The following is a 17,845-nucleotide window of genomic DNA, read 5'->3' on the forward strand; positions in this document are numbered from 1 at the left end:
ACTGATTCGGATCCTGACGAGATATGGTTAACAAAAACTGATTCCTCCGCGCAAGCTCTAACCGTGCAATTTTTGTCGAATCGCCCTAAGATATTGCGTAGAAGAAGCTTTTCCTAACCGCGTCCGTTCAGTTTCCACATTAAGAGACGGGCCTAACCGACTCTCGCGACTCGCCCTTCTTCTGATGGGCGAGCGACCTCAGTCACCAAAGACAGTGACGCAATGATTAATGATGCGGGTAAACACGAAGTTAAGCGGCCGGAGCAAAAAAGCGGAAACTTAAGGTTTTCGCAATGAAGGCGCTCGCGGAGCAGATCGGCGACATCGACGGCGTCAATATTTATGGCCGCGTGGTCGGCGTCCGCGGGCTGATGGTCGAGATCGCGGGCCCCATTCACGCGATGTCGGTCGGCGCCCGCATCGTGATCGACGTCGGCGCGGGCCGCTTCATCCCCGCCGAGGTGATCGGCTTCTCCGGCGAGAACGCGGTGGTGATGCCGTTCGGCGGATTAGATGGCGTAAGGCGCGGTTGCCGCGCGGTGATAGCCAACGCGGCGAGCCAGGTGCGGCCGTCGCCGGCCTGGCTCGGCCGCGTCGTCAACGCGATGGGTGAGCCGATCGACGGCAAGGGCCCGCTGGTACAGGGCGCCTCGCCGATGTCCTACCGCAACTCGCCGCCGCCGGCGCATTCGCGCAAGCGGGTCGGCCCGCCGCTCGATCTCGGCGTGCGCGGTCTCAATACTTTCCTGACCTGCTGCCGCGGCCAGCGGCTCGGCATCTTCGCCGGCTCCGGCGTCGGCAAGTCGGTGCTGCTGTCGATGCTGGCGCGCAATGTCGATGCCGCGATCTCGGTGATCGGGCTGATCGGCGAACGCGGCCGCGAGGTGCAGGAATTCCTCCAGGAGGATCTCGGCGAGGAGGGGCTGGCGCGCTCGGTCGTGGTGGTCGCCACCTCGGACGAACCGGCGCTGATGCGGCGCCAGGCGGCGTATCTGACGCTCGCCATCGCGGAGTATTTCCGCGACGAGGACCAGGATGTGCTGTGCCTGATGGACTCGGTGACGCGCTTTGCGATGGCGCAGCGCGAGATCGGCCTCTCGGCGGGCGAGCCGCCGACCGCCAAGGGCTACACGCCGACTGTGTTCACCGAACTGCCGAAGCTGCTCGAGCGGGCAGGGCCGGGCACCGGCGACGGCACCATCACCGCGATCTTCACCGTGCTGGTCGACGGCGACGATCACAATGAGCCGATCGCGGATGCGGTGCGCGGCATCCTCGACGGCCATATCGTGATGCAGCGGGCGATCGCCGAGCGCGGCCGCTATCCCGCGGTCAATATCCTCAAGTCGGTATCGCGCACCATGCCGCGGTCGGCCGACCCCAACTTCCTGCCCTACATCAACAAGGCGCGGCAGGTGATGGCGACCTATGCCGACATGGAGGAATTGATCCGGCTCGGGGCCTACCGGCCGGGTTCCAGCGCGGAGGTCGACGAGGCGATCCGGCTGCATGAGCCGCTCGAGGCCTACCTGCGCCAGGCCAAGGACGAGTCCACCAGCCTTCCCGACGGCTACCGGCAACTGGCTCAAATCCTGTCGGGTTTGGAAACGGAACGCTAACTTTGTCAGGCCATCATCGCCGGCACACCATAGCTATGCCGGCGGGGCCCAGCGGGGAGCCGGCTCTGTCCCGCGTTCAGATTTGGGACTTCTGGGGAGTATGAGTCGATGAAGTCACGTGAAACGCTGATTCGCCTGAAGAAATTTCAGGTCGACGAGAAGCGCCGTCGGGTTACCCAGATCGAAGGCATGATCGCCGACTTCCAGCGCATGTCGGTCGAGCTCGAGCGCGAGATCCAGACCGAGCAGGAGCGCGCCGGGATCAACGACCCCACGCACTTCGCCTATCCGACCTATGCCAAGGCCGCGATCCAGCGCCGCGAGAACCTGACCCGTTCGGCCGACGAACTGCGCGCCCAGCTCGACGACGCCAAGGCGCTGCTGTCGGAGGCATTCGAGGAATTGAAGAAGGTCGAGCTGCTCGACGAGCGCGACCAGGCGCGCGAACGCGCGGAGGAGAGCGCTCGCGAACAAGCCGACATGGATTCGATCGGCCTGATGCGGGCCCGTCTCGGCGTCATCGCCTGAACCCTCGCTCCCTCCGCTGACCAGATTGAGAGCCCGGGCCGATCGCCCGGGCTTTTTGCTGGGCGCTGTCCACAAGCCGCCGGCTTGCCGGCCACTTGTTAGCCCCTTGGCGGATCGTGGTGTCCCAAAATATGCTACCACCGGTCCGGACGGATGATCGGCAGCACGGTGGCAATGAGGCGATGGGGGATCGGGGCTTGGAGGGCGCAAGATGCTGACGCCGGCTGAGCTGGTCTGGCTGATCGCCGCCGTCGCCAAGGGGGATGAGGCCGCCTTCGAGCGGCTCTACGCCGCGACCCGCGCGAAACTCTTCGGCGTCGTGCTCCGTATCTTGCGGCGACAGGACCTCGCCGAGGAGGTCATTCAGGAGGCTTACGTCAAGATCTGGAACAGCGCCGGGCAGTTCAACCCAGCCCTGTCGTCCCCGATCACGTGGATGACGTCGATTGCGCGCAACCGCGCCATCGACGTGGTGCGCAAGCGCGGCGAGGCCTCGCTGGAGGAAGAGCCGGCGGCGATGGAGGTCGCAGCCGACCAGCCCGATCCGCTGGCGCGACGGGAGATGACGGAAGAGTTGAAGCGGTTGCTGGAGTGCGTCGGTCGTCTGGAGCCGGATCGTCAGAAGCTCGTGCTGCTCGCCTATTACAACGGCTGGAGCCGCGAGCAACTCGCCGCAAAGTTCGAGACACCGGTGAACACGGTGAAGACCTGGCTGCGCCGCAGCCTGATGGATATCCGGGAGTGTCTTGGACTCTGATTGATGGCCTATAGCGAAGACCATATCGCGCTCGCCGCGGAATATGCGCTCGGTACGCTCGATGCCGAGGAGCGCGCGCAGGTCGAGACCATGATGGCCGTCGACAGCGAGTTCGCAGCGCTGGTGCAGGCTTGGCAGTTCAGGCTCGGGCCGCTGAACCAGATGGTCGGCCTGGTCGAGCCGCGTCCGGTGGTCTGGGACAACATCAAGGCGGCGATCGGCCATGCGAGCGCGCCGCAGGCGCCGCTGGTACTGCCGGAGACGCCGGCCACGACAGTGACGCCGCCGCCTTCGCCAATCACGGACGATCCTGAATTCGGCTCGGCGTTCGATCCGGACGAGCCCCAGCCGCCGTCCGAGATCCGCAGGCTGCCCGAGGCCCGACAGCCACGGGTTATCTTCGACGAACGCAACGTGACCGCGCTTACGAACCGCGTGAAGCGCTGGCGCGGTATCGCCTCGGCCGCGACCGCGATCGCGGCCGCCCTGCTGGCGACGCTCGGCCTGCAGATCTACAAGCCCGACGCCTTGCCGAACGCGATGAGGCCAAAGCCGCGCATCCAGACCGTCGAGGTGAAGACGCCGGCGCCGGCATTGACGCCGTCGGCGCAGTATGTCGCGCTGCTGCAGGGGCAGAATGGCGGGCCGGCCTTCATCCTGACGATCGACGGCGCGACCAAGAATTTTACCGTCCGCAAGGTCGGCGCCGCGTCGGAGCCCGGCAGGAGTTTCGAGCTCTGGCTGATCTCAGACAAGCTGCCGCAGCCGCGCTCGCTCGGCGTGATCGGCGCTGATGATTTCACCGCGCGTCCGGTGCTGTCGGGCTATGATCCCGACGTGATCAATGGCGCCACCTATGCGGTGACGGTGGAGCAGGCCGGCGGCTCGCCGAACGGACAGCCGACCTCGGCGCCGATCTTCACCGGGAAGCTGATCGAGACCGTGCCGGGCGCGTCGGCTTCGCCGCCGCGATAGGCCAGCCGCCCATCGTCAGAGGTTGCCGATGGTGGCCGCCCGTCATTGCGAGCGCAGCGAAGCAATCCATCCTTCCGCACGAGCGGTGACAGTGGATTGTTTCGCTGCGCTCGCAATGACGAGGATAGAGCTGCCCGTTTCGCAGCAGGTCAGTTCGATCCGCCACCCGCACAAAAAAGAAAACGCCCGTGGGGAGCGGGCGTTTTCGATAGTCAACTTGGGGGTAGTTGGGGGTCTTAAATATCCACGCAGCGACTTTGGGGGGCTGTAAAGAACACTACGTGAATTCGTGAAACTCTCCTGTTAGCGGACCAGCGAGTTGCTGGTGCTGGTGATCGCGACGGGCTTGCCGGCCTTCATGACCCGCGCCGTCTGCGTGTATCCCTCATCCGACGAATTGTGTGCCGCGATGCCGAAGCCCGCGACCAGGATACCGGCGAACAACGCCACAACCACAATCTTCAGATGCGTCATACGATCGGCGCTGTAGATCGAGTGGTTCATGGAAGTCTCCTGCCGCCTTCCTGCTCTCAGTAAATCTGTCGGTTCGGTCTGTTGTCCGGTTCAACGTCTCGTGCCCCGCTAACGTAGGATTTGCCGATTCCGTTCCCTAGAGGCCATCACAAGGCCGTGATGAGACGTGATCGGGCGCGATCAGAAATGACCCTTTGGTAATCCGAGACGCATTAAAGCTATTTAATATCAGTGTCTTGGGATTATGTTGGGATGCTGCATCCCAGATAGGGCCGTTCCGGCCTATTCTGCATAAATCAGTTGCCTGTGGCGAGAAAGCACAGACGAAAACGCAAGTGATTTGCGGCCCCTAGCTCGTTTTCGCGCGAAGTGGACGCCCGGCTCGCGTGCAGAAAACGCTTCCGAACAAGTGACTCTAAACGCTGCCGACCGTCTTCAGCCGGGCCCTGGGATGGATCTCGGCTTGCGACAGGACGGTGGTCTGCGAGCGGAACCGTTCCACCAGTGAGCGAACGAACGGCCGGATCGCGGCCGACGTCACCAGGACCGGCGCCTCACCCTCGCGCGCCGCCTGCTCGAAGGCGTTGCGCACGGCGGTCATGAACTCCGACAGTTTCGAGGGCTGCATCGCCAGGCTGCGGTCGTCGCCGGTGCCTACGATCGACTCCGCAAACGCCTGCTCCCAGCGCGCCGACAGCGCGATCAGCGGCAAATAGCCGTTCGGCGAGGTGTTTTGCGCGCAGATCTGGCGGGCCAGCCGGGCGCGGACGTGCTCGACCATGGTGGCCGGATTGCGCGAGAACGCCAGCGCATCGGCGATGCCTTCCAGGATGGTCGAGAGATCGCGGATCGAGATGCGCTCGGCGAGCAGCAACTGCAGCACGCGCTGGATGCCCGACACCGTGACCTGGCCCGGCACGATGTCCTTGATCAGCTCGCCTTGCTCCTTCGGCAGGTCCTTCAAGAGCTTCTGCACCTCGCCGTAGGACAGCAGGTCCGCCATGTTGGTCTTGAGCAGCTCGGTCAGATGCGTCGACAGCACGGTCGCGGCGTCGACCACGGTGTAGCCCTTCAGCGCGGCCTCTTCCTTCAGGCCGGCATCAACCCAGGTCGCCGGCAGGCCGAAGGTCGGCTCGATGGTGTGGATGCCGGGCAGTTGCACCTGGTTGCCGGCGGGGTCCATGACCATGAACTGGCTCGGCCAGATCTTGCCGGTGCCGGCGTCGACTTCCTTGATCTTGATGACGTAGCTGTTGGCTTCGAGCTGGACGTTGTCGAGGATGCGCACCGCCGGCATCACGAAACCCATCTCGATGGCCAGCGAGCGGCGCAGCGCCTTGATCTGCTCGGTCAGGCGGTCGGTGCCGTCGGGGCCGTTGACCAGCGGCAGCAGCGCGTAGCCGAGCTCGATCTTGAGGTCGTCGATCTTCAGCGCGGCGGCGATCGGCTCCTCCGCGGCCGCAGCGGCAGCGGCCGCGGCTGCAGCCGGGGCGGCGGCTGCTGCCGTTTCGGCCGCCTTCGCAGCCCGCTTCTGCTTGCGTGCGTTCCAGGCCAGCACCGCGGCGCCGGAGCCGAGCGCCAGGAACGGCAGCGTCGGAATGCCCGGCAGCAGCGCCAGCACCAGCATCACGCCGGCCGACATACCGAGTGCCTGCGGATAGCCGGAGAGCTGGCGCATCAGCGCCTTGTCGGCGGCGCCGGTGATGCCGGCCTTGGAGACCAGGAGGCCGGCGGCGGTCGAGACGATCAGCGCGGGCACCTGGGTGACGAGGCCGTCGCCGACCGTCAGCACGGTGTAGGTGCGGGCGGCTTCGCTGAAGGAGAGGCCCTGCTGGGCGACGCCGATGATGATGCCGCCGACGATGTTGATGCCGACGATCAGGAGGCCGGCGATGGCGTCGCCGCGGACGAATTTCGAGGCACCGTCCATGGCGCCGAAGAAACCGCTCTCGTCTTCCAGCGCCTTGCGGCGCTCCTTGGCAGCCTTCTCGTCGATCAGGCCGGCGGAGAGGTCGGCGTCGATCGCCATCTGCTTGCCGGGCATCGAGTCCAGCTGGAAGCGTGCGGCGACTTCGGCGATGCGGCCCGAACCCTTGGTGATGACCACGAAGTTCACGATCACCAGGATCGCGAACACGATGATGCCGATCACGAAGTTGCCGCCCATCACGAAGTTGCCGAACGCCTCGATGACGTGGCCGGCGGCCGCCGTGCCCTCATGGCCGTGGCTCAGGATCAGCCGGGTCGAGGCCATGTTCAGCGACAGCCGCAGCATGGTCGAGATCAGCAGGATGGTCGGAAACGACGAGAATTCCAGCGGCGCCTGGATGAACAGCGAGGTCATCAGGATCAGGATCGAGACCGTGATCGAGACCGCCAGGAAAAGGTCGAGCACGATCGAGGGCAGCGGCAGGATCAGCACCACCAGGATGGTGAGGACGCCGATCGCCAGCGCGATATCGCCGCGCTTCAGGATGTCGCCGATCTCGCCGAGGCTCGGCAATCCGCTCTTGCCTGCCGTGCCCTGACCCGCCGTGATGTCGACCATGGTAGCCGCTCTCCCCCGCGACTGGCGGCTGCGGCCGCCAAGCGTCTGCGCGACGGCCGCAGGGCCGCCGTTCCGAAAGTGAGGCACCGCGCTGGCGTTCACGGGGATCTCCGCCCGTTAGACGCGTTCGACGACACTCGACTTCACTCGGCAATTCTTGCCGGGTGTATGGTTAGCAAAGGGTTAATAAGGGCTTTGGCGCGACCGCACGGGTCGTCGCAGGCGCCGGCAGCGGGATTCGCGGCCGGAAGCAGGGGTGAGAGGGCCTCGTGGTCGAGATACGCCGCCCTCACCATGAGGGTCCAGACCAGGATTTTGCCCCGCAACAACGCGTCATCCTGAGGAGCCCGCCAAAGGCGGGCGTCTCGAAGGATGGCCACGGATGAGGCCGCCGGCCTTGCGGCCTCTATCTGAGGGCACCGAGCACGACGCCCGATGCGGCGATGATGCCGAGCGTGATGACGCTGGCGCGCCACAAGAACTGCTGCCGGGCGGCGCGCCGGTCATGAAAGGCCAGCCAGTCGTGGACAAAGCCCGCGGGGATGTCGAACACCACCGCCGACTTGTTGCGACGGTGCGTTTCATGCTCGCAGTACATCGTCCGGACCGTCGGCACGCCCAGCCGCTCGAGCTCGCAGTGCCACTCCCAGGCATGCTTGCCGTTGGTCCAGCGATTTTCAAAGGGGATCACGTGTGATTCCATGACGAGCCTCCTGGCCCACCCTTGAACCTCACGCGGCAAGTCTAGCCGATTTCATGGGCTGGCGCGAGATTGACGCCGCACCGGGGCTCGTGCCCGTGCGGCGCGATGGCGGTAACTCGTCCGGGCGCCATGGAGCGTCCCCGGCGGCCCTGCGCCGGGTCCGCCCGGCGGTGCAGGGGCCCGCTTTAGGCGGGCTCAGTCCAACTGCGCCAATGCGTCGGTTGAACATGGACGTGGTCATTTGAACCAACGACCCAGTCGGCGCCGTCCTTGTGGCAGGGGACCACGAGCGCATGGACCATTCCATCATAGTCCAGGACACAGACTTCGAGATCCCGGTCTGCTGGCGCAGTTGAAACGGGTAGCCATTCTGCGGGCAAGGTATGCATGATGTACCCTCCGATGAAATGCATGCGGTTCTCTCGGCGCGACGGCCGGGGCGTGGGGCATCTGGCTTGACGCCAGCACGCGAGCGTCTGTCGCTCGTCAGTTCCGTCACAAGCAGCGCTGCCGGCCTGCGACGCACAATCCACCGTCCGAACGATCCTGGCACGGATGACGATTGGCAAGTGTGAACCAGCTCGCACTCCTTTCAATCTTCTTCGACAGGATGATCGCCGTCGCGCGATCGATATTCCTACACGTCCGGACACTTTCTCAAGTCGTATGCACGAGCACGATCAGTCCCGCCACAATCAACGCGGCGCCGGCGGCATAGCTGAGGCGGTGGCCGACCGGGAGCAGCTTCTCGCAGGCGACGTAGACGGTGATGCCGACGATCCAGAGCAGGTTCATCACGCCGCCGACGAACAGCAATGCCATCAGGAACCAGCAGCAGCCGAGGCAGTAAAGGCCGTGCCGCAGCCCCATGCGCAGCGCACCGGCCGTGCCCGGTTGCCAGTGCCGGCTCAGGAACAGCACCGGGCTCTGGCAGTAGCGCAGGCAGGCGCGCTTGAGCGGCGTGAACTGGTAGAGCCCGGCCAGCAGCAGGACGCCGCTGGCGAGCGTCGCGCTGGTAGCAGCCATCGCCATCGACAAGAGGCCGGCGAGGTCGAGTTGCCATTGCGTCAGCGTCGCGGCGAGGCTAAAGCCGGCCCAGATCACGAGATAGCCGCACAGGAAGATCCAGGCCTCAGCGAGGGGAGAGGGCGTTGCCGATTGCTTGCGCTTCAGGGCGGCGAACAGCAACACCATCGGCGCGGCGCTCGAGATCATCATGGCGACCATCATCGTCAACCACATGACGAACACCAGCACGGCATAGGAAGGCGTCCATGGCGTCGGATCCATCGGCATATCAGCCATGCTCATGTCGATGCCGGCGCCGGCCAGGAGATAGGCCCAGGCCAGCGCCATCACCGCGGCGATGCCGCCTGCAAAGATCAGGCGGTCATGCCGCAGGACGTGTTCGAGCGCCGATGTCTCGCTCATGGTGGGATCCCAGCAGCCGAACGGCCGAACCGCGCCCGGCTGTGTCAGGCCGCGACGCCGTCCGGCGTCTGCACGACGTTGGCGAGCGAGCTGTGCGAGCCCTTGGTCTCGTACTTGATCGCCCCGGTCGAGCGGATGTTGGAGGAGGCCACCTCGGCCCCCCTGTGCTCGAACCCCTCCGGCATCACGACCTGGATGCGATGCGGCGTGCCGGTGACAGGATTCTTGATCGGCTCGACCTCGGTCTCCAGCACGCCCTTGGCGACGAGCTTGGCGACGCGCCCATTCTTGTCGAAGGAGAACTCGATCGGCACGAACACCGGATCATGGATCTTGGTCACGATCAGGCTGAAGATCTGGAACAGCGTGCCTTCGGCCGAATTCTTGCCGGACAGGATGTTGAACAGCGCTTCGCGCTGTTCCGCCGTGGCGCGCTCGTCGATGATCGGCTGCATCTGCCCGTTGCCCTCGTGCAGCGCGCCGGGAAAGTCGACGGTTGCCGCGAACACCAGGCCGTCGAGCTTGGTGCTGCCGAAATGCCCCTTGGTGATCCGCATGCCGACCATGCCTTTGCAGGAACCATGCGTCGGCAGCGCATTGAAATCGCAGGGGCAGCCAAATGCACAATTGCAGTTCTTGATCCATTCGCCTTCGAGACGCCAGTCAGAAGCCATGGCAAACCTCCATATGACTGTCGGTGATCAATGCAGGCGCTTCAGAATGCCTTCCGCTTCAAAAAAAACGGATCAGTTCAAGTAGGCCGGGATCATAGCAGCAACCGGTCCGGCGGTACAGGAAGCGCTGACGCCCGATCGCCCAAACATCGCCGCGGCGGCGCGCGGAGGCGCCGATCGGGGAGGGAGGACGGACCGGGATCGAACGTCCAAGCCTCGACGTCGGACGAAATACCGAGCAAGTCGCTTCGTGTCGGGGGATTCCATGACAAGCCAAGGAGACCGTGCGGCGGCAACGACCGGCAAACCCTGGATTGGTGGTTTCGGGGCTGTCGCGGCTGTCACCCTTTCCGTCGCGACGGGTGCTGCCGCAAAGCCTCCGGGCCAGGACGCCGCCATGATGCGCATGCTGGCGTGCGACGGCGAAGGCGTCAGGATGGAGGTCTATCTACCGCTATCGGTTGCATTGGCAGGCCAAGGCCTGCGCGCCGGCCAGACGGTGATCGGCTACTACGCGCTCGACCTGACCGAGGCCAACAAGGGCAAGCCGCTTGAGCCGGTTCGCGTCACGATGAGCGCGGACAAGAAGACGGTGACCGTCGACCAGTACACAAGGGGACTGCCGCCGACACAGATTCCGGTGCGCGGGGGCACGGTCGATTTCGATCAGCGGTTTGCGAAACGCGCCAAATGCGGCCCGTTCCAGTCGCAGGACCCGAACTTCGGGAATTGATGCGACGCTAGCCGCGCGCGAATCCGCCGCGGAGCGTGCCGTTTCAAGGGGCGGCGTCCCCTTGCTGGCGCATGCCTAATCTCTCGGCAATGTGGCTTGACCCGGAGGCAAATGCCGACGAAGTTCCGCCTGCCGTGGTAATTTCTTCTGAATATTCCCCTGAAGTCGCTACGTTCATTCCCGACTCGCGCCGGGCATGGCTGCGCCTTGTCGTGGCCGTGGTGATCGGCTCGCTCGGCAGCGTCGGCATGTGGTCGGTCGTGGTGGCGTTGCCGGTGGTGCAGACCGACTTCGGCGCGACCCGCGGAACGGCCTCGCTCGCCTTCACCATGGTGATGCTCGGCTTCGGCCTCGGCCAGGTCGTGACCGGCAAGATCAGCGACCGTTACGGCATCGTCGCGGCGATCGGCGCCGGGATCGGCATCCTCGGCCTCGGCTATGTCGGCGCCGGCTACGCGCCGTCGATCTGGGCCTTCATCCTGCTGCATTTCGCCATCGGCCTGTCGTCGGCGGCGACCTTCGGCCCGTTGATGGCGGAGGCGTCGCACTGGTTCGAGCGCTACCGTGGCCTCGCGGTCGCGATCGCCGCGAGCGGCAATTACGTCGGCGGTACGGTGTGGCCGCCGCTGGTCAATTTCGGCATGCAGAGTGTCGGCTGGCGCACCACCCATATTGCAATCGGCATCTTCACCGCGATCGCGATGCTGCTGGCACTCATGGTGCTGCGCGTGTTGATGGGCGCGGCGACCAGGCGCAGCCATGTCAACGCGGCACCACCGCGGGTCGACCTCAAGCTTTCCACCAACGCGCTGACCGCGATCCTGTCGCTCGCGTCGATTTCCTGCTGCGTGGCGATGTCGATGCCGCAGGTCCATATCGTCGCCTATTGCGGCGATCTCGGCTACGGCGTGGCGCGCGGCGCCGAGATGCTGTCGTTGATGCTCGGCTTCGGCATCATCAGCCGGATCGGCTCCGGCTTCCTCGCCGACCGGATCGGCGGTATCCGCACCCTGCTGATCGGCTCGATCGCGCAAGGCGCGGCGCTGTTGTTCTATCTGTTCTTCGACAGCCTGACCTCGCTCTACATCATCTCGGCGATGTTCGGCCTGTTCCAGGGCGGCATCGTGCCGAGCTACGCGATCATCGTGCGCGAGGCGATGCCGGCGTCGGAGGCCGCGACGCGGATCGGCATCGTGATCTTCGCCTCGGTGTTCGGCATGTCCTTTGGCGGCTGGATCTCGGGTGTGATCTTCGACGCCACCGGCTCCTATGCCGCCGCCTTCGCCAACGGCCTCGCCTGGAACCTGCTCAATGTCAGCATCATTCTGCTGCTCATGATGCGGGCGCGGCAGCGGGTGGCGCTGGCGTGACCCGGAAAAGTGCGAAGCGGTTTTCCTCGCGAGAAGCGCTTGCGTGGGATCATGCGCCGACAAAGGCCTGATCCGGGACTGCGGCGATTTTCGGCGACGCCCTACAGTTCGGCCGAGATCCGCGCGATCGCTTTTTCCAGGCGGTTCTTGATGGAATCCATCTTGCCGGTCAGTTGCTGCAACTCCCGTAGATCCAGCTCGGCATAGACGAACTCGTTCAGCTCCTTGCGTTGCGAGGACAGGTTCGCCATCTGCTTCTTGGCGTGGTCGGTCAGCGACAGGTTCACGACCCGGGCGTCCTCGCTCGAATTCTTGCGGCGTAAGAGGTTCTTCTTTTCGAGCAATTTTGACTGCGTGACCACAAACGACTGATCGACACGCAGTGCCCGCGAAACCGCGCCGACGGGAAGGCCGATGTTTCGGTCCTCGGCATTCGCCAGGACCGTCATGATCATCCATTGAGGACCGGTGATTCCGATCATCTTGGCCCAGATGCTGCGCAGCTCCTCCAAGCGTACGCTGGTCGACACGATTTCCCAAGCCAATCGCTCAGTGGCGTCCTGCAGTTTGTCGGTCGATTTGCGCTCGGTCATGACGCACCTTAACAAAAATTCATCTTCACAGATATCGAGCAATTTCTTGAAGCGGGCGTCTGACGAAAATGTTCGTCGCGGCGTTGCCTGAATGACACATGGCCGCGCAAACAGTATAATGATTAACTAATATAAGTTGAATATGTGACTGCCCGATAGCATTGTTCCGCCCCGTAGATGGGGGGCATCCACCATCTCACGCCTGCAGTGGCCGAGTTGACCACGAGCATCTCGAAAATGGCTGCGCCGCAGCGGTTTTTGGGAGGGGAAACGTTTGTCGCTTTGCCAGCAGTGCAAGGCATCACTTGGAGGACAGCATGAAAATCGTTAGGGGCCTTTTGTTGGGCTCGGCGGCAGCTCTCGTCGCGAGCAGTGGAGCGATGGCGGCCGACCTTCCGGTCAAGGCCAAGGCAATCGAGTACGTGAAGGTCTGCTCGCTCTATGGTCCGGGCTTCTACTTCATTCCGGGCACCGACACCTGCATCAAGCTGGGCGGCTATCTGCGTGTCGACGTTCTGGCCAACACCAACAGCGATGCCAGCGGCAACTATGGCGGTCAGGGCGGCGCACAGAATCGCTTCACCAACGGCTACACTTGGCGCTCGCGTGAAGACCTGAACGTCGACACCCGCACCGCGACCGAGTACGGCGTGGTCCGCACGTTCTTCGATGCGACCTTCAGCTGGACCTCGGACAGCTACGGTGGCGCCGGCAACGGTTCGACGGTCTACTCGCCGGTCGGAACGTCCGCTGCCCCCAACAACGCCAGCTCTGGCACAGTCGCGAACGGTACGGTCGGCGTCTACTACGCCTTCATCCAGTTTGCCGGCTTCACCATGGGCAAGGCGGTCTCGCAGTTCTCGGCGCCGTGGACCAACTATCCGGGCAACAACTTCGACGGTCTCGTCGGCGGCGGCGGCACGGTCACTGGCGTGAACCAGTTCACCTACACCGCGCAGTTCGGTAACGGCGTGTCGCTGGCCCTGTCGGCTCAGGATCAGTCGGCCTACTATCAGGCTGGCGTGCAGAATCTCGGCGCGCTCGGCACCGGTGCCCTCGGCATCTACGGCGCGAGCGACTATGCCGGTACAATTGCGCCGGATCTCGTCGCCGCTCTCCGCGTCGACCAGGCCTGGGGTCTGTTCCAGGCGTCGTTCGCGGCGCATGACAACCACGCGGCCTATTATGGCGGTACCGAGTTGACCGGCCATCCGGACGACAAATGGGGGTGGGCCGGTCAGTTGGCCCTGTCGATCAAGAACATCCCGACCGGACCTGGCGATACCGTCAACGTCCAGGGCGTCTATACCAACGGCGCAACGCGCTACAACATCCAGGATCTGTCGGGCGCCGGTGCGTTCACCTACTTCGGTAACACCAGCATTCCCGGTGCCTATCAAAGCATCGGCTTCGGCATGGCGCCGGACAGCGTGTTTGTCACCGGCGGCGAGCAGCAGCTGATCACGACCTACGGCGTGAGCGGTGCGTATGTCCACAACTGGAATCCGAACTGGAACACCAGCATCTACGGCGCCTGGGCCCAGGTTAACTACAACAGCACGGCCAAGAGCTACATCTGCGGTCCGGGCGGAACTGGTGTGGGCGGATCGTTCGGCATCCTGATCGGCGCCGCCTCGAACCTGACCTCGTGCAATCCTGACTACAGCATCGCGCAGATCGGTACGCAGACCCAGTGGACCCCGGTGAAGAACCTGACCTTCTCGGCTGACTTCACCTACACCCATCTGGATCAGAACTATGCCGGTACGGTCACCTATCCGGGTAGCGCTGCGATCGGCAAGCCGGCCGCAGTCTATTCTCTCAGCAACCAGGATACCTACACGCTGCTGCTCCGCGCCCAGCGCAACTGGTAAGGCCCGGCTGATCCTGGCTTGATCTCCACGCAAGGCCCCGACGGGCAACTGTCGGGGCTTTGATGTTGAAAGAAGAGGTGTATGATTTACTAATATTAGTCTATCATGTACAAAGTCGGCGTCGGTTGCTCTGCCGACCATGATGATGAGGAGATATCAGACATCTTCATGAACTAGCCTCCAGAACCTCCGGCAATGCCCTGCCGGAGGTTTTTTGTTGAGCTCGTGCGATTGGCACATGCTTCAGCGGCGCGCACGGCTTCGTGAGACCCGGGATCGAAAACCGCGCTGCATCGTGATCAGCGATACGGGCGAAGTAGCAGCGTCAGCTGGACGGCATATGCCGCGCTCAGTTATATGACTATATCATTTAATTGCCCGGCCTGATCAGGAAGCGTCGCTCGGCATGCCGAAGGCAACTGCAAAACCGAGCCATCACCGTAAACCTTCGACTGCGCATTTTCCGACCGCGACTGCTTCAACCAATCGAATTGCGAAAGCGACCGAACTGCAGTTACAGCGCCTCGCCGGCTGCTTGCATTCCCTGTCGTCGCGCCACCATCACCTGACCCAGGGCTATGCAGCGCATTGCGGCATCGCCGGCATTCAGTACACGATGCTGACCACGATCCGATATCTCGAGACCAGGGGCGACGTCTTCCCGGTCACCATCGTCGAATACCTCCGCTTGACCAGCGCGGGTGTTACCAAAGCGATCCAGCACCTGACCGAACTTGGCCTCGTCGAGAAGGCAGGCGATCTGGATGATCGTCGCCGCACCAAATTGACAGTCTCCCAGGCCGGCTGCGCCCTTCTGGACTCGCTCACGCCGATGCAGTCGAAGGTCAACGACGTCTGGCTGGGTTGCATGAACAACAAGGAGTTCTCGATCTTTCTCGATCTCGTCGAGCGGTTCATCAGGTCGAGCGATCGCGCGCTGGCGATGCAGGACTACCTGGTCAAGGACAGTGACATCCCGCCCTTCTAGCCATGCGGGCTCGTGGTCACGGTGGAGTGACCGATAACGTCTTGGTTCTCGCGATTCCGTGAGAGGGCCTGCGCCGGTGGCACGTGCGCGCGAGAGGCGATTCTGCTGCGTTCAGGACGTCGCCGAGCATCTGCTCGGAAAACGATTGCGGCAGCAACAATTAACAACAATCACAGGCATAAGCGCAACGCATTGCTGCGCCGCCGTATCGACGATTGCCGCCGCCGAATGACTTCAATTAAATGAACCAGCATTGGAATAATTTCTTGGGAGAGCTGGGTGATTGGCGTTTGCGATTTCGGCGCCAACATCACGCGGCTATCGAAGCGGCGCTTCGTCGACGCGAACTGGCGGACTCGTATCGATAACGCGAACCGGCAGCCGAGCCGGGTGCGAACGAGTTGACGAAATATGCATGACCACTGTGGGGTGCATGGCGCCTCGTCAAGCAGCGTCGAGTTCGATGATCAGGGCTGGCCTGTCTGGCCGGATCGCGAGGATCTGTCGGCGGAGTTCGTCAAGGTGTTGGCCGCCGCACAGGAGGGCGGTTCAACGGTTTCCGAATGTTGGTTGACATTGAGCAGGATCAACCTCGGTTCGGAGAACTCGTGGTCCGGGGAATGGATTAAAACCGCGGAACTGAACGAAGCGAGAGCCGAGCTTTCGTTGCAGAACGGAAACATGATCACCGCTCGTCGCAACTGGCTTCGCGCCACCACTTACTTTCACGCAGCCGCAAGGCCTCCTGGATACGCCAATGATCTGCTGAAATGCGCTGTCGACGGCATGCGCCGCTGCGCGACCAACTTCCTGAACAGCCGGGTCCCGGCGGGCCAGGTGCTGTCGATTCCCTGGACAGATGACCTGTCGCTTCAAGCCTACTATCTGCCATCGGCCTTTCGCGGCGACGGGCCCGTGATCGTCTGCATTGGCGAGCCAGGTTCCTACAAGGAAGAACTGATCGCCAAATACGCCGGCCACGCCGACGAGCGCGGCTTCTCGCTACTCGCCGTGGATCTATTGGGTACTCAGACGGCGTTGCCACCGGAACGGCTCGAGGGTCGCAAGTTCGAAGCCGCGATGAGCCGCATTCTGGACTTTCTTTCGGAGAAGCCCGGCGTCGACAACACGCGGATCGCCATCGTGGCGGACGCGTGGAATTCCTCGCTGGTCGCCCGGGCGGCCGCCAGTGACGCCCGGTTTGCCGCGGCGGTTTGCGATGCCGGCATGTGGGACTCGCACGAAAGAAGCTTCTTTTATCGGCAAGCAGACGGCAATGAGCAGATTGGATGGCTCGAGGAAGCCAACCCGACTTCGCGAAGCATCGAATGTCCGCTCCTCGTCACCGCGGGTGAAGCCGGCTGGCTCCTTCCGGGTGCGCTGATTGAATTTGGCGATCGATTGAGCAGCATTCATCGCGACGCCCGGCTGATGTTATTCCGGCGTGCTGAAACCGCCGCCATGCAGGGGCATATCGATAACCCCACGTTGGCCAACGAAGTCATCTTCGACTGGCTTGAAGACAGGCTCCGGCCGAGCAAGGGCCTGGCCTAAGCGGCGGATTCGGTCCCTGCGATCACACCGCCTGGCCGGCCTTGAGCAATGAGCAGCCGGTGATCTTCAGGCTGCCGTCGGCCTGCCGCTCCAGCGTGTAGAGCGCCTCCCACGCCTCGCCATTGGCATCGACGATGTGGACGCGCTGCGCGATCCGGTCGCCGTCGCTGCGCGCCTCGCCGAACTCGAAGCTTCTGTGCCGATAGACCGGCGCGTATTGGTTCTGCACCATCGACATGAAGATGTCGGCTTGCGGAAAGATCTGCCGGATCGCCGGCGCAGCATGCGAATAGGCCGCCGCGGCGTCGTCGCGGCCGAACGCCTGCTCCTGCGCGCGGATCACGGCCTGCGCGGCGCCGACGTCGTCGGCCGCTGCGGGAGCGAGCGAGCCGAGCAGAATAGCGACGAACATCAGGATGATGCGCATGCGGTGGCACCGGACAGTCGACCTTCCAGCCGCCGCAAGGTTACTCCCGCACGACCACGGCGGCAACGGAGCAGGGCGTCTTCGGCGGCTGGCTCCGAACGACCAAGCAGCGCGATGTCAGTTGACGCGCCGATGGTGCCGCAGCGCCTCGGCAGTCGGGCATCCGGCGTGCCGCGCATGACGCGTTGCGAATGGCTGCTCGATGGTGACGATCTGGCAACCGTATTGCGCCGAAACCTCGGCGATGACGTTCGACACCGCGTCGTCGATCCGCGAGCCGGGCAGATGCGCGACGATCAGGTCGCCGATGCTGAGCCGCTTGCGGACGCGCAGGTCGTTGTCGATGCGGTAACTGAACAGGGCATGGATCACGCCGCGGCGATCGCGAATCGCGATCAGCCCGGTCTCGGGCGAGCTGCCGCGGCAGCGCCGGCGCACGAACCGCAGCCATTGATCCGTGGTAATACTGGCATCATGCATGAACACCAGCGGATAGGCCACGATCGCATGCTGATGGTCGATCGGAAGTGCCTGGAATTGCTCGTTCATCGCCGGATTCCCCGATGATGGCGAAACTGCTGGGGAAAGCGCGGCGCA

General features: G+C 63.6%; 17 protein-coding genes. 9 read left to right on the forward strand and 8 right to left on the reverse strand.

Annotated features, from left to right (window positions below; translation table 11 throughout):
• The first annotated feature begins 293 nt into the window (after window positions 1-293).
• From fliI to I6F38_RS12870, 4 genes are all read left to right on the forward strand, one after another.
• Window positions 294-1,619, forward strand: a complete 1,326-nt coding sequence (gene fliI / locus I6F38_RS12855) for a flagellar protein export ATPase FliI (RefSeq protein ID WP_028335735.1) — start codon at window positions 294-296, stop codon at window positions 1,617-1,619.
• Window positions 1,620-1,727: 108 nt separating this feature from the next.
• Window positions 1,728-2,147, forward strand: coding sequence for a flagellar export protein FliJ (gene fliJ / locus I6F38_RS12860; RefSeq protein WP_016848565.1), 420 nt, complete (start codon window positions 1,728-1,730; stop codon window positions 2,145-2,147).
• 211 nt (window positions 2,148-2,358) lie between these two features.
• Window positions 2,359-2,904, forward strand: coding sequence for a sigma-70 family RNA polymerase sigma factor (locus I6F38_RS12865; RefSeq protein WP_028335734.1), 546 nt, complete (start codon window positions 2,359-2,361; stop codon window positions 2,902-2,904).
• A gap of 3 nt (window positions 2,905-2,907) precedes the next feature.
• The gene (locus I6F38_RS12870; RefSeq protein ID WP_225160585.1) at window positions 2,908-3,879 is read left to right on the forward strand and encodes an anti-sigma factor; all 972 of its coding nucleotides are present in this window, start codon (window positions 2,908-2,910) and stop codon (window positions 3,877-3,879) included.
• A gap of 303 nt (window positions 3,880-4,182) precedes the next feature.
• On the opposite strand, the gene I6F38_RS12875 is transcribed toward I6F38_RS12870, so the two are convergent.
• From I6F38_RS12875 to I6F38_RS12895, 5 genes are all read right to left on the reverse strand, one after another.
• Window positions 4,183-4,383, reverse strand: coding sequence for a hypothetical protein (locus tag I6F38_RS12875; protein ID WP_092090232.1), 201 nt, complete (start codon window positions 4,381-4,383; stop codon window positions 4,183-4,185).
• 385 nt (window positions 4,384-4,768) lie between these two features.
• Entirely contained in the window at window positions 4,769-6,901 is a 2,133-nt protein-coding gene (gene flhA / locus I6F38_RS12880) for a flagellar biosynthesis protein FlhA (RefSeq protein WP_225160586.1), read from the reverse strand.
• Window positions 6,902-7,307: 406 nt separating this feature from the next.
• Window positions 7,308-7,604 carry a hypothetical protein gene (locus I6F38_RS12885; RefSeq protein WP_028341258.1) on the reverse strand — a complete coding sequence of 99 codons (297 nt, stop codon included), beginning with the start codon at window positions 7,602-7,604 and terminating at the stop codon, window positions 7,308-7,310.
• 657 nt (window positions 7,605-8,261) lie between these two features.
• On the reverse strand, window positions 8,262-9,035 hold the full coding sequence (locus I6F38_RS12890) for a DUF2182 domain-containing protein (RefSeq protein WP_225160587.1): 774 nt from the start codon (window positions 9,033-9,035) through the stop codon (window positions 8,262-8,264).
• Between the two features lie 44 nt (window positions 9,036-9,079).
• The gene (locus tag I6F38_RS12895) at window positions 9,080-9,709 is read right to left on the reverse strand and encodes a DUF1326 domain-containing protein (protein WP_057015186.1); all 630 of its coding nucleotides are present in this window, start codon (window positions 9,707-9,709) and stop codon (window positions 9,080-9,082) included.
• A gap of 265 nt (window positions 9,710-9,974) precedes the next feature.
• Here I6F38_RS12895 and I6F38_RS12900 point away from each other — a divergent pair, with 265 nt between their 5' ends.
• Window positions 9,975-10,442, forward strand: a complete 468-nt coding sequence (locus I6F38_RS12900) for a hypothetical protein (RefSeq protein WP_225160588.1) — start codon at window positions 9,975-9,977, stop codon at window positions 10,440-10,442.
• Window positions 10,443-10,576: 134 nt separating this feature from the next.
• Window positions 10,577-11,812: an MFS transporter gene (locus I6F38_RS12905; protein ID WP_225160589.1), complete on the forward strand. Its 1,236-nt coding sequence runs from the start codon at window positions 10,577-10,579 to the stop codon at window positions 11,810-11,812.
• Between the two features lie 101 nt (window positions 11,813-11,913).
• Here the strand turns inward: I6F38_RS12905 and I6F38_RS12910 are convergent, their stop codons facing one another.
• Window positions 11,914-12,405: a MarR family transcriptional regulator gene (locus tag I6F38_RS12910; protein WP_225160590.1), complete on the reverse strand. Its 492-nt coding sequence runs from the start codon at window positions 12,403-12,405 to the stop codon at window positions 11,914-11,916.
• A 317-nt stretch (window positions 12,406-12,722) separates the two neighbouring features.
• Between I6F38_RS12910 and I6F38_RS12915 the strand changes: the two genes are divergently transcribed.
• The 3 genes from I6F38_RS12915 (at window position 12,723) to I6F38_RS12925 (ending at window position 16,821) form a co-directional block, all read left to right on the forward strand.
• Window positions 12,723-14,279 carry a porin gene (locus I6F38_RS12915; RefSeq protein ID WP_225160591.1) on the forward strand — a complete coding sequence of 519 codons (1,557 nt, stop codon included), beginning with the start codon at window positions 12,723-12,725 and terminating at the stop codon, window positions 14,277-14,279.
• A 535-nt stretch (window positions 14,280-14,814) separates the two neighbouring features.
• Window positions 14,815-15,267 carry a MarR family winged helix-turn-helix transcriptional regulator gene (locus tag I6F38_RS12920; RefSeq protein ID WP_225160592.1) on the forward strand — a complete coding sequence of 151 codons (453 nt, stop codon included), beginning with the start codon at window positions 14,815-14,817 and terminating at the stop codon, window positions 15,265-15,267.
• 411 nt (window positions 15,268-15,678) lie between these two features.
• Window positions 15,679-16,821, forward strand: coding sequence for a dienelactone hydrolase (locus I6F38_RS12925; protein WP_225160593.1), 1,143 nt, complete (start codon window positions 15,679-15,681; stop codon window positions 16,819-16,821).
• Between the two features lie 22 nt (window positions 16,822-16,843).
• Here I6F38_RS12925 and I6F38_RS12930 read toward each other — a convergent pair whose 3' ends face one another.
• Both I6F38_RS12930 and I6F38_RS12935 read right to left on the reverse strand, forming a co-directional pair.
• Window positions 16,844-17,248, reverse strand: a complete 405-nt coding sequence (locus tag I6F38_RS12930) for a DUF4864 domain-containing protein (RefSeq protein WP_225160594.1) — start codon at window positions 17,246-17,248, stop codon at window positions 16,844-16,846.
• A 117-nt stretch (window positions 17,249-17,365) separates the two neighbouring features.
• On the reverse strand, window positions 17,366-17,797 hold the full coding sequence (locus I6F38_RS12935) for a hypothetical protein (RefSeq protein WP_057015184.1): 432 nt from the start codon (window positions 17,795-17,797) through the stop codon (window positions 17,366-17,368).
• Window positions 17,798-17,845: the final 48 nt, after the last annotated feature.

Origin of the sequence: Bradyrhizobium sp. BRP56, from assembly GCF_020194035.1 — a bacterium.
GTDB classification, from domain to species: Bacteria; Pseudomonadota; Alphaproteobacteria; order Rhizobiales; family Xanthobacteraceae; genus Bradyrhizobium; species Bradyrhizobium australafricanum.

Coding starts and splice junctions, on each gene's coding strand:
- fliI (WP_028335735.1), top strand. CDS start 294: ATGAAGGCGCTCGCGGAGCAGATCGGCGACATCGACGGCGTCAATATT.
- fliJ (WP_016848565.1), top strand. CDS start 1,728: ATGAAGTCACGTGAAACGCTGATTCGCCTGAAGAAATTTCAGGTCGAC.
- I6F38_RS12865 (WP_028335734.1), top strand. CDS start 2,359: ATGCTGACGCCGGCTGAGCTGGTCTGGCTGATCGCCGCCGTCGCCAAG.
- I6F38_RS12870 (WP_225160585.1), top strand. CDS start 2,908: ATGGCCTATAGCGAAGACCATATCGCGCTCGCCGCGGAATATGCGCTC.
- I6F38_RS12875 (WP_092090232.1), bottom strand. CDS start 4,383: ATGAACCACTCGATCTACAGCGCCGATCGTATGACGCATCTGAAGATT.
- flhA (WP_225160586.1), bottom strand. CDS start 6,901: ATGGTCGACATCACGGCGGGTCAGGGCACGGCAGGCAAGAGCGGATTG.
- I6F38_RS12885 (WP_028341258.1), bottom strand. CDS start 7,604: ATGGAATCACACGTGATCCCCTTTGAAAATCGCTGGACCAACGGCAAG.
- I6F38_RS12890 (WP_225160587.1), bottom strand. CDS start 9,035: ATGAGCGAGACATCGGCGCTCGAACACGTCCTGCGGCATGACCGCCTG.
- I6F38_RS12895 (WP_057015186.1), bottom strand. CDS start 9,709: ATGGCTTCTGACTGGCGTCTCGAAGGCGAATGGATCAAGAACTGCAAT.
- I6F38_RS12900 (WP_225160588.1), top strand. CDS start 9,975: ATGACAAGCCAAGGAGACCGTGCGGCGGCAACGACCGGCAAACCCTGG.
- I6F38_RS12910 (WP_225160590.1), bottom strand. CDS start 12,405: ATGACCGAGCGCAAATCGACCGACAAACTGCAGGACGCCACTGAGCGA.
- I6F38_RS12915 (WP_225160591.1), top strand. CDS start 12,723: ATGAAAATCGTTAGGGGCCTTTTGTTGGGCTCGGCGGCAGCTCTCGTC.
- I6F38_RS12925 (WP_225160593.1), top strand. CDS start 15,679: ATGCATGACCACTGTGGGGTGCATGGCGCCTCGTCAAGCAGCGTCGAG.
- I6F38_RS12930 (WP_225160594.1), bottom strand. CDS start 17,248: ATGCGCATCATCCTGATGTTCGTCGCTATTCTGCTCGGCTCGCTCGCT.
- I6F38_RS12935 (WP_057015184.1), bottom strand. CDS start 17,797: ATGAACGAGCAATTCCAGGCACTTCCGATCGACCATCAGCATGCGATC.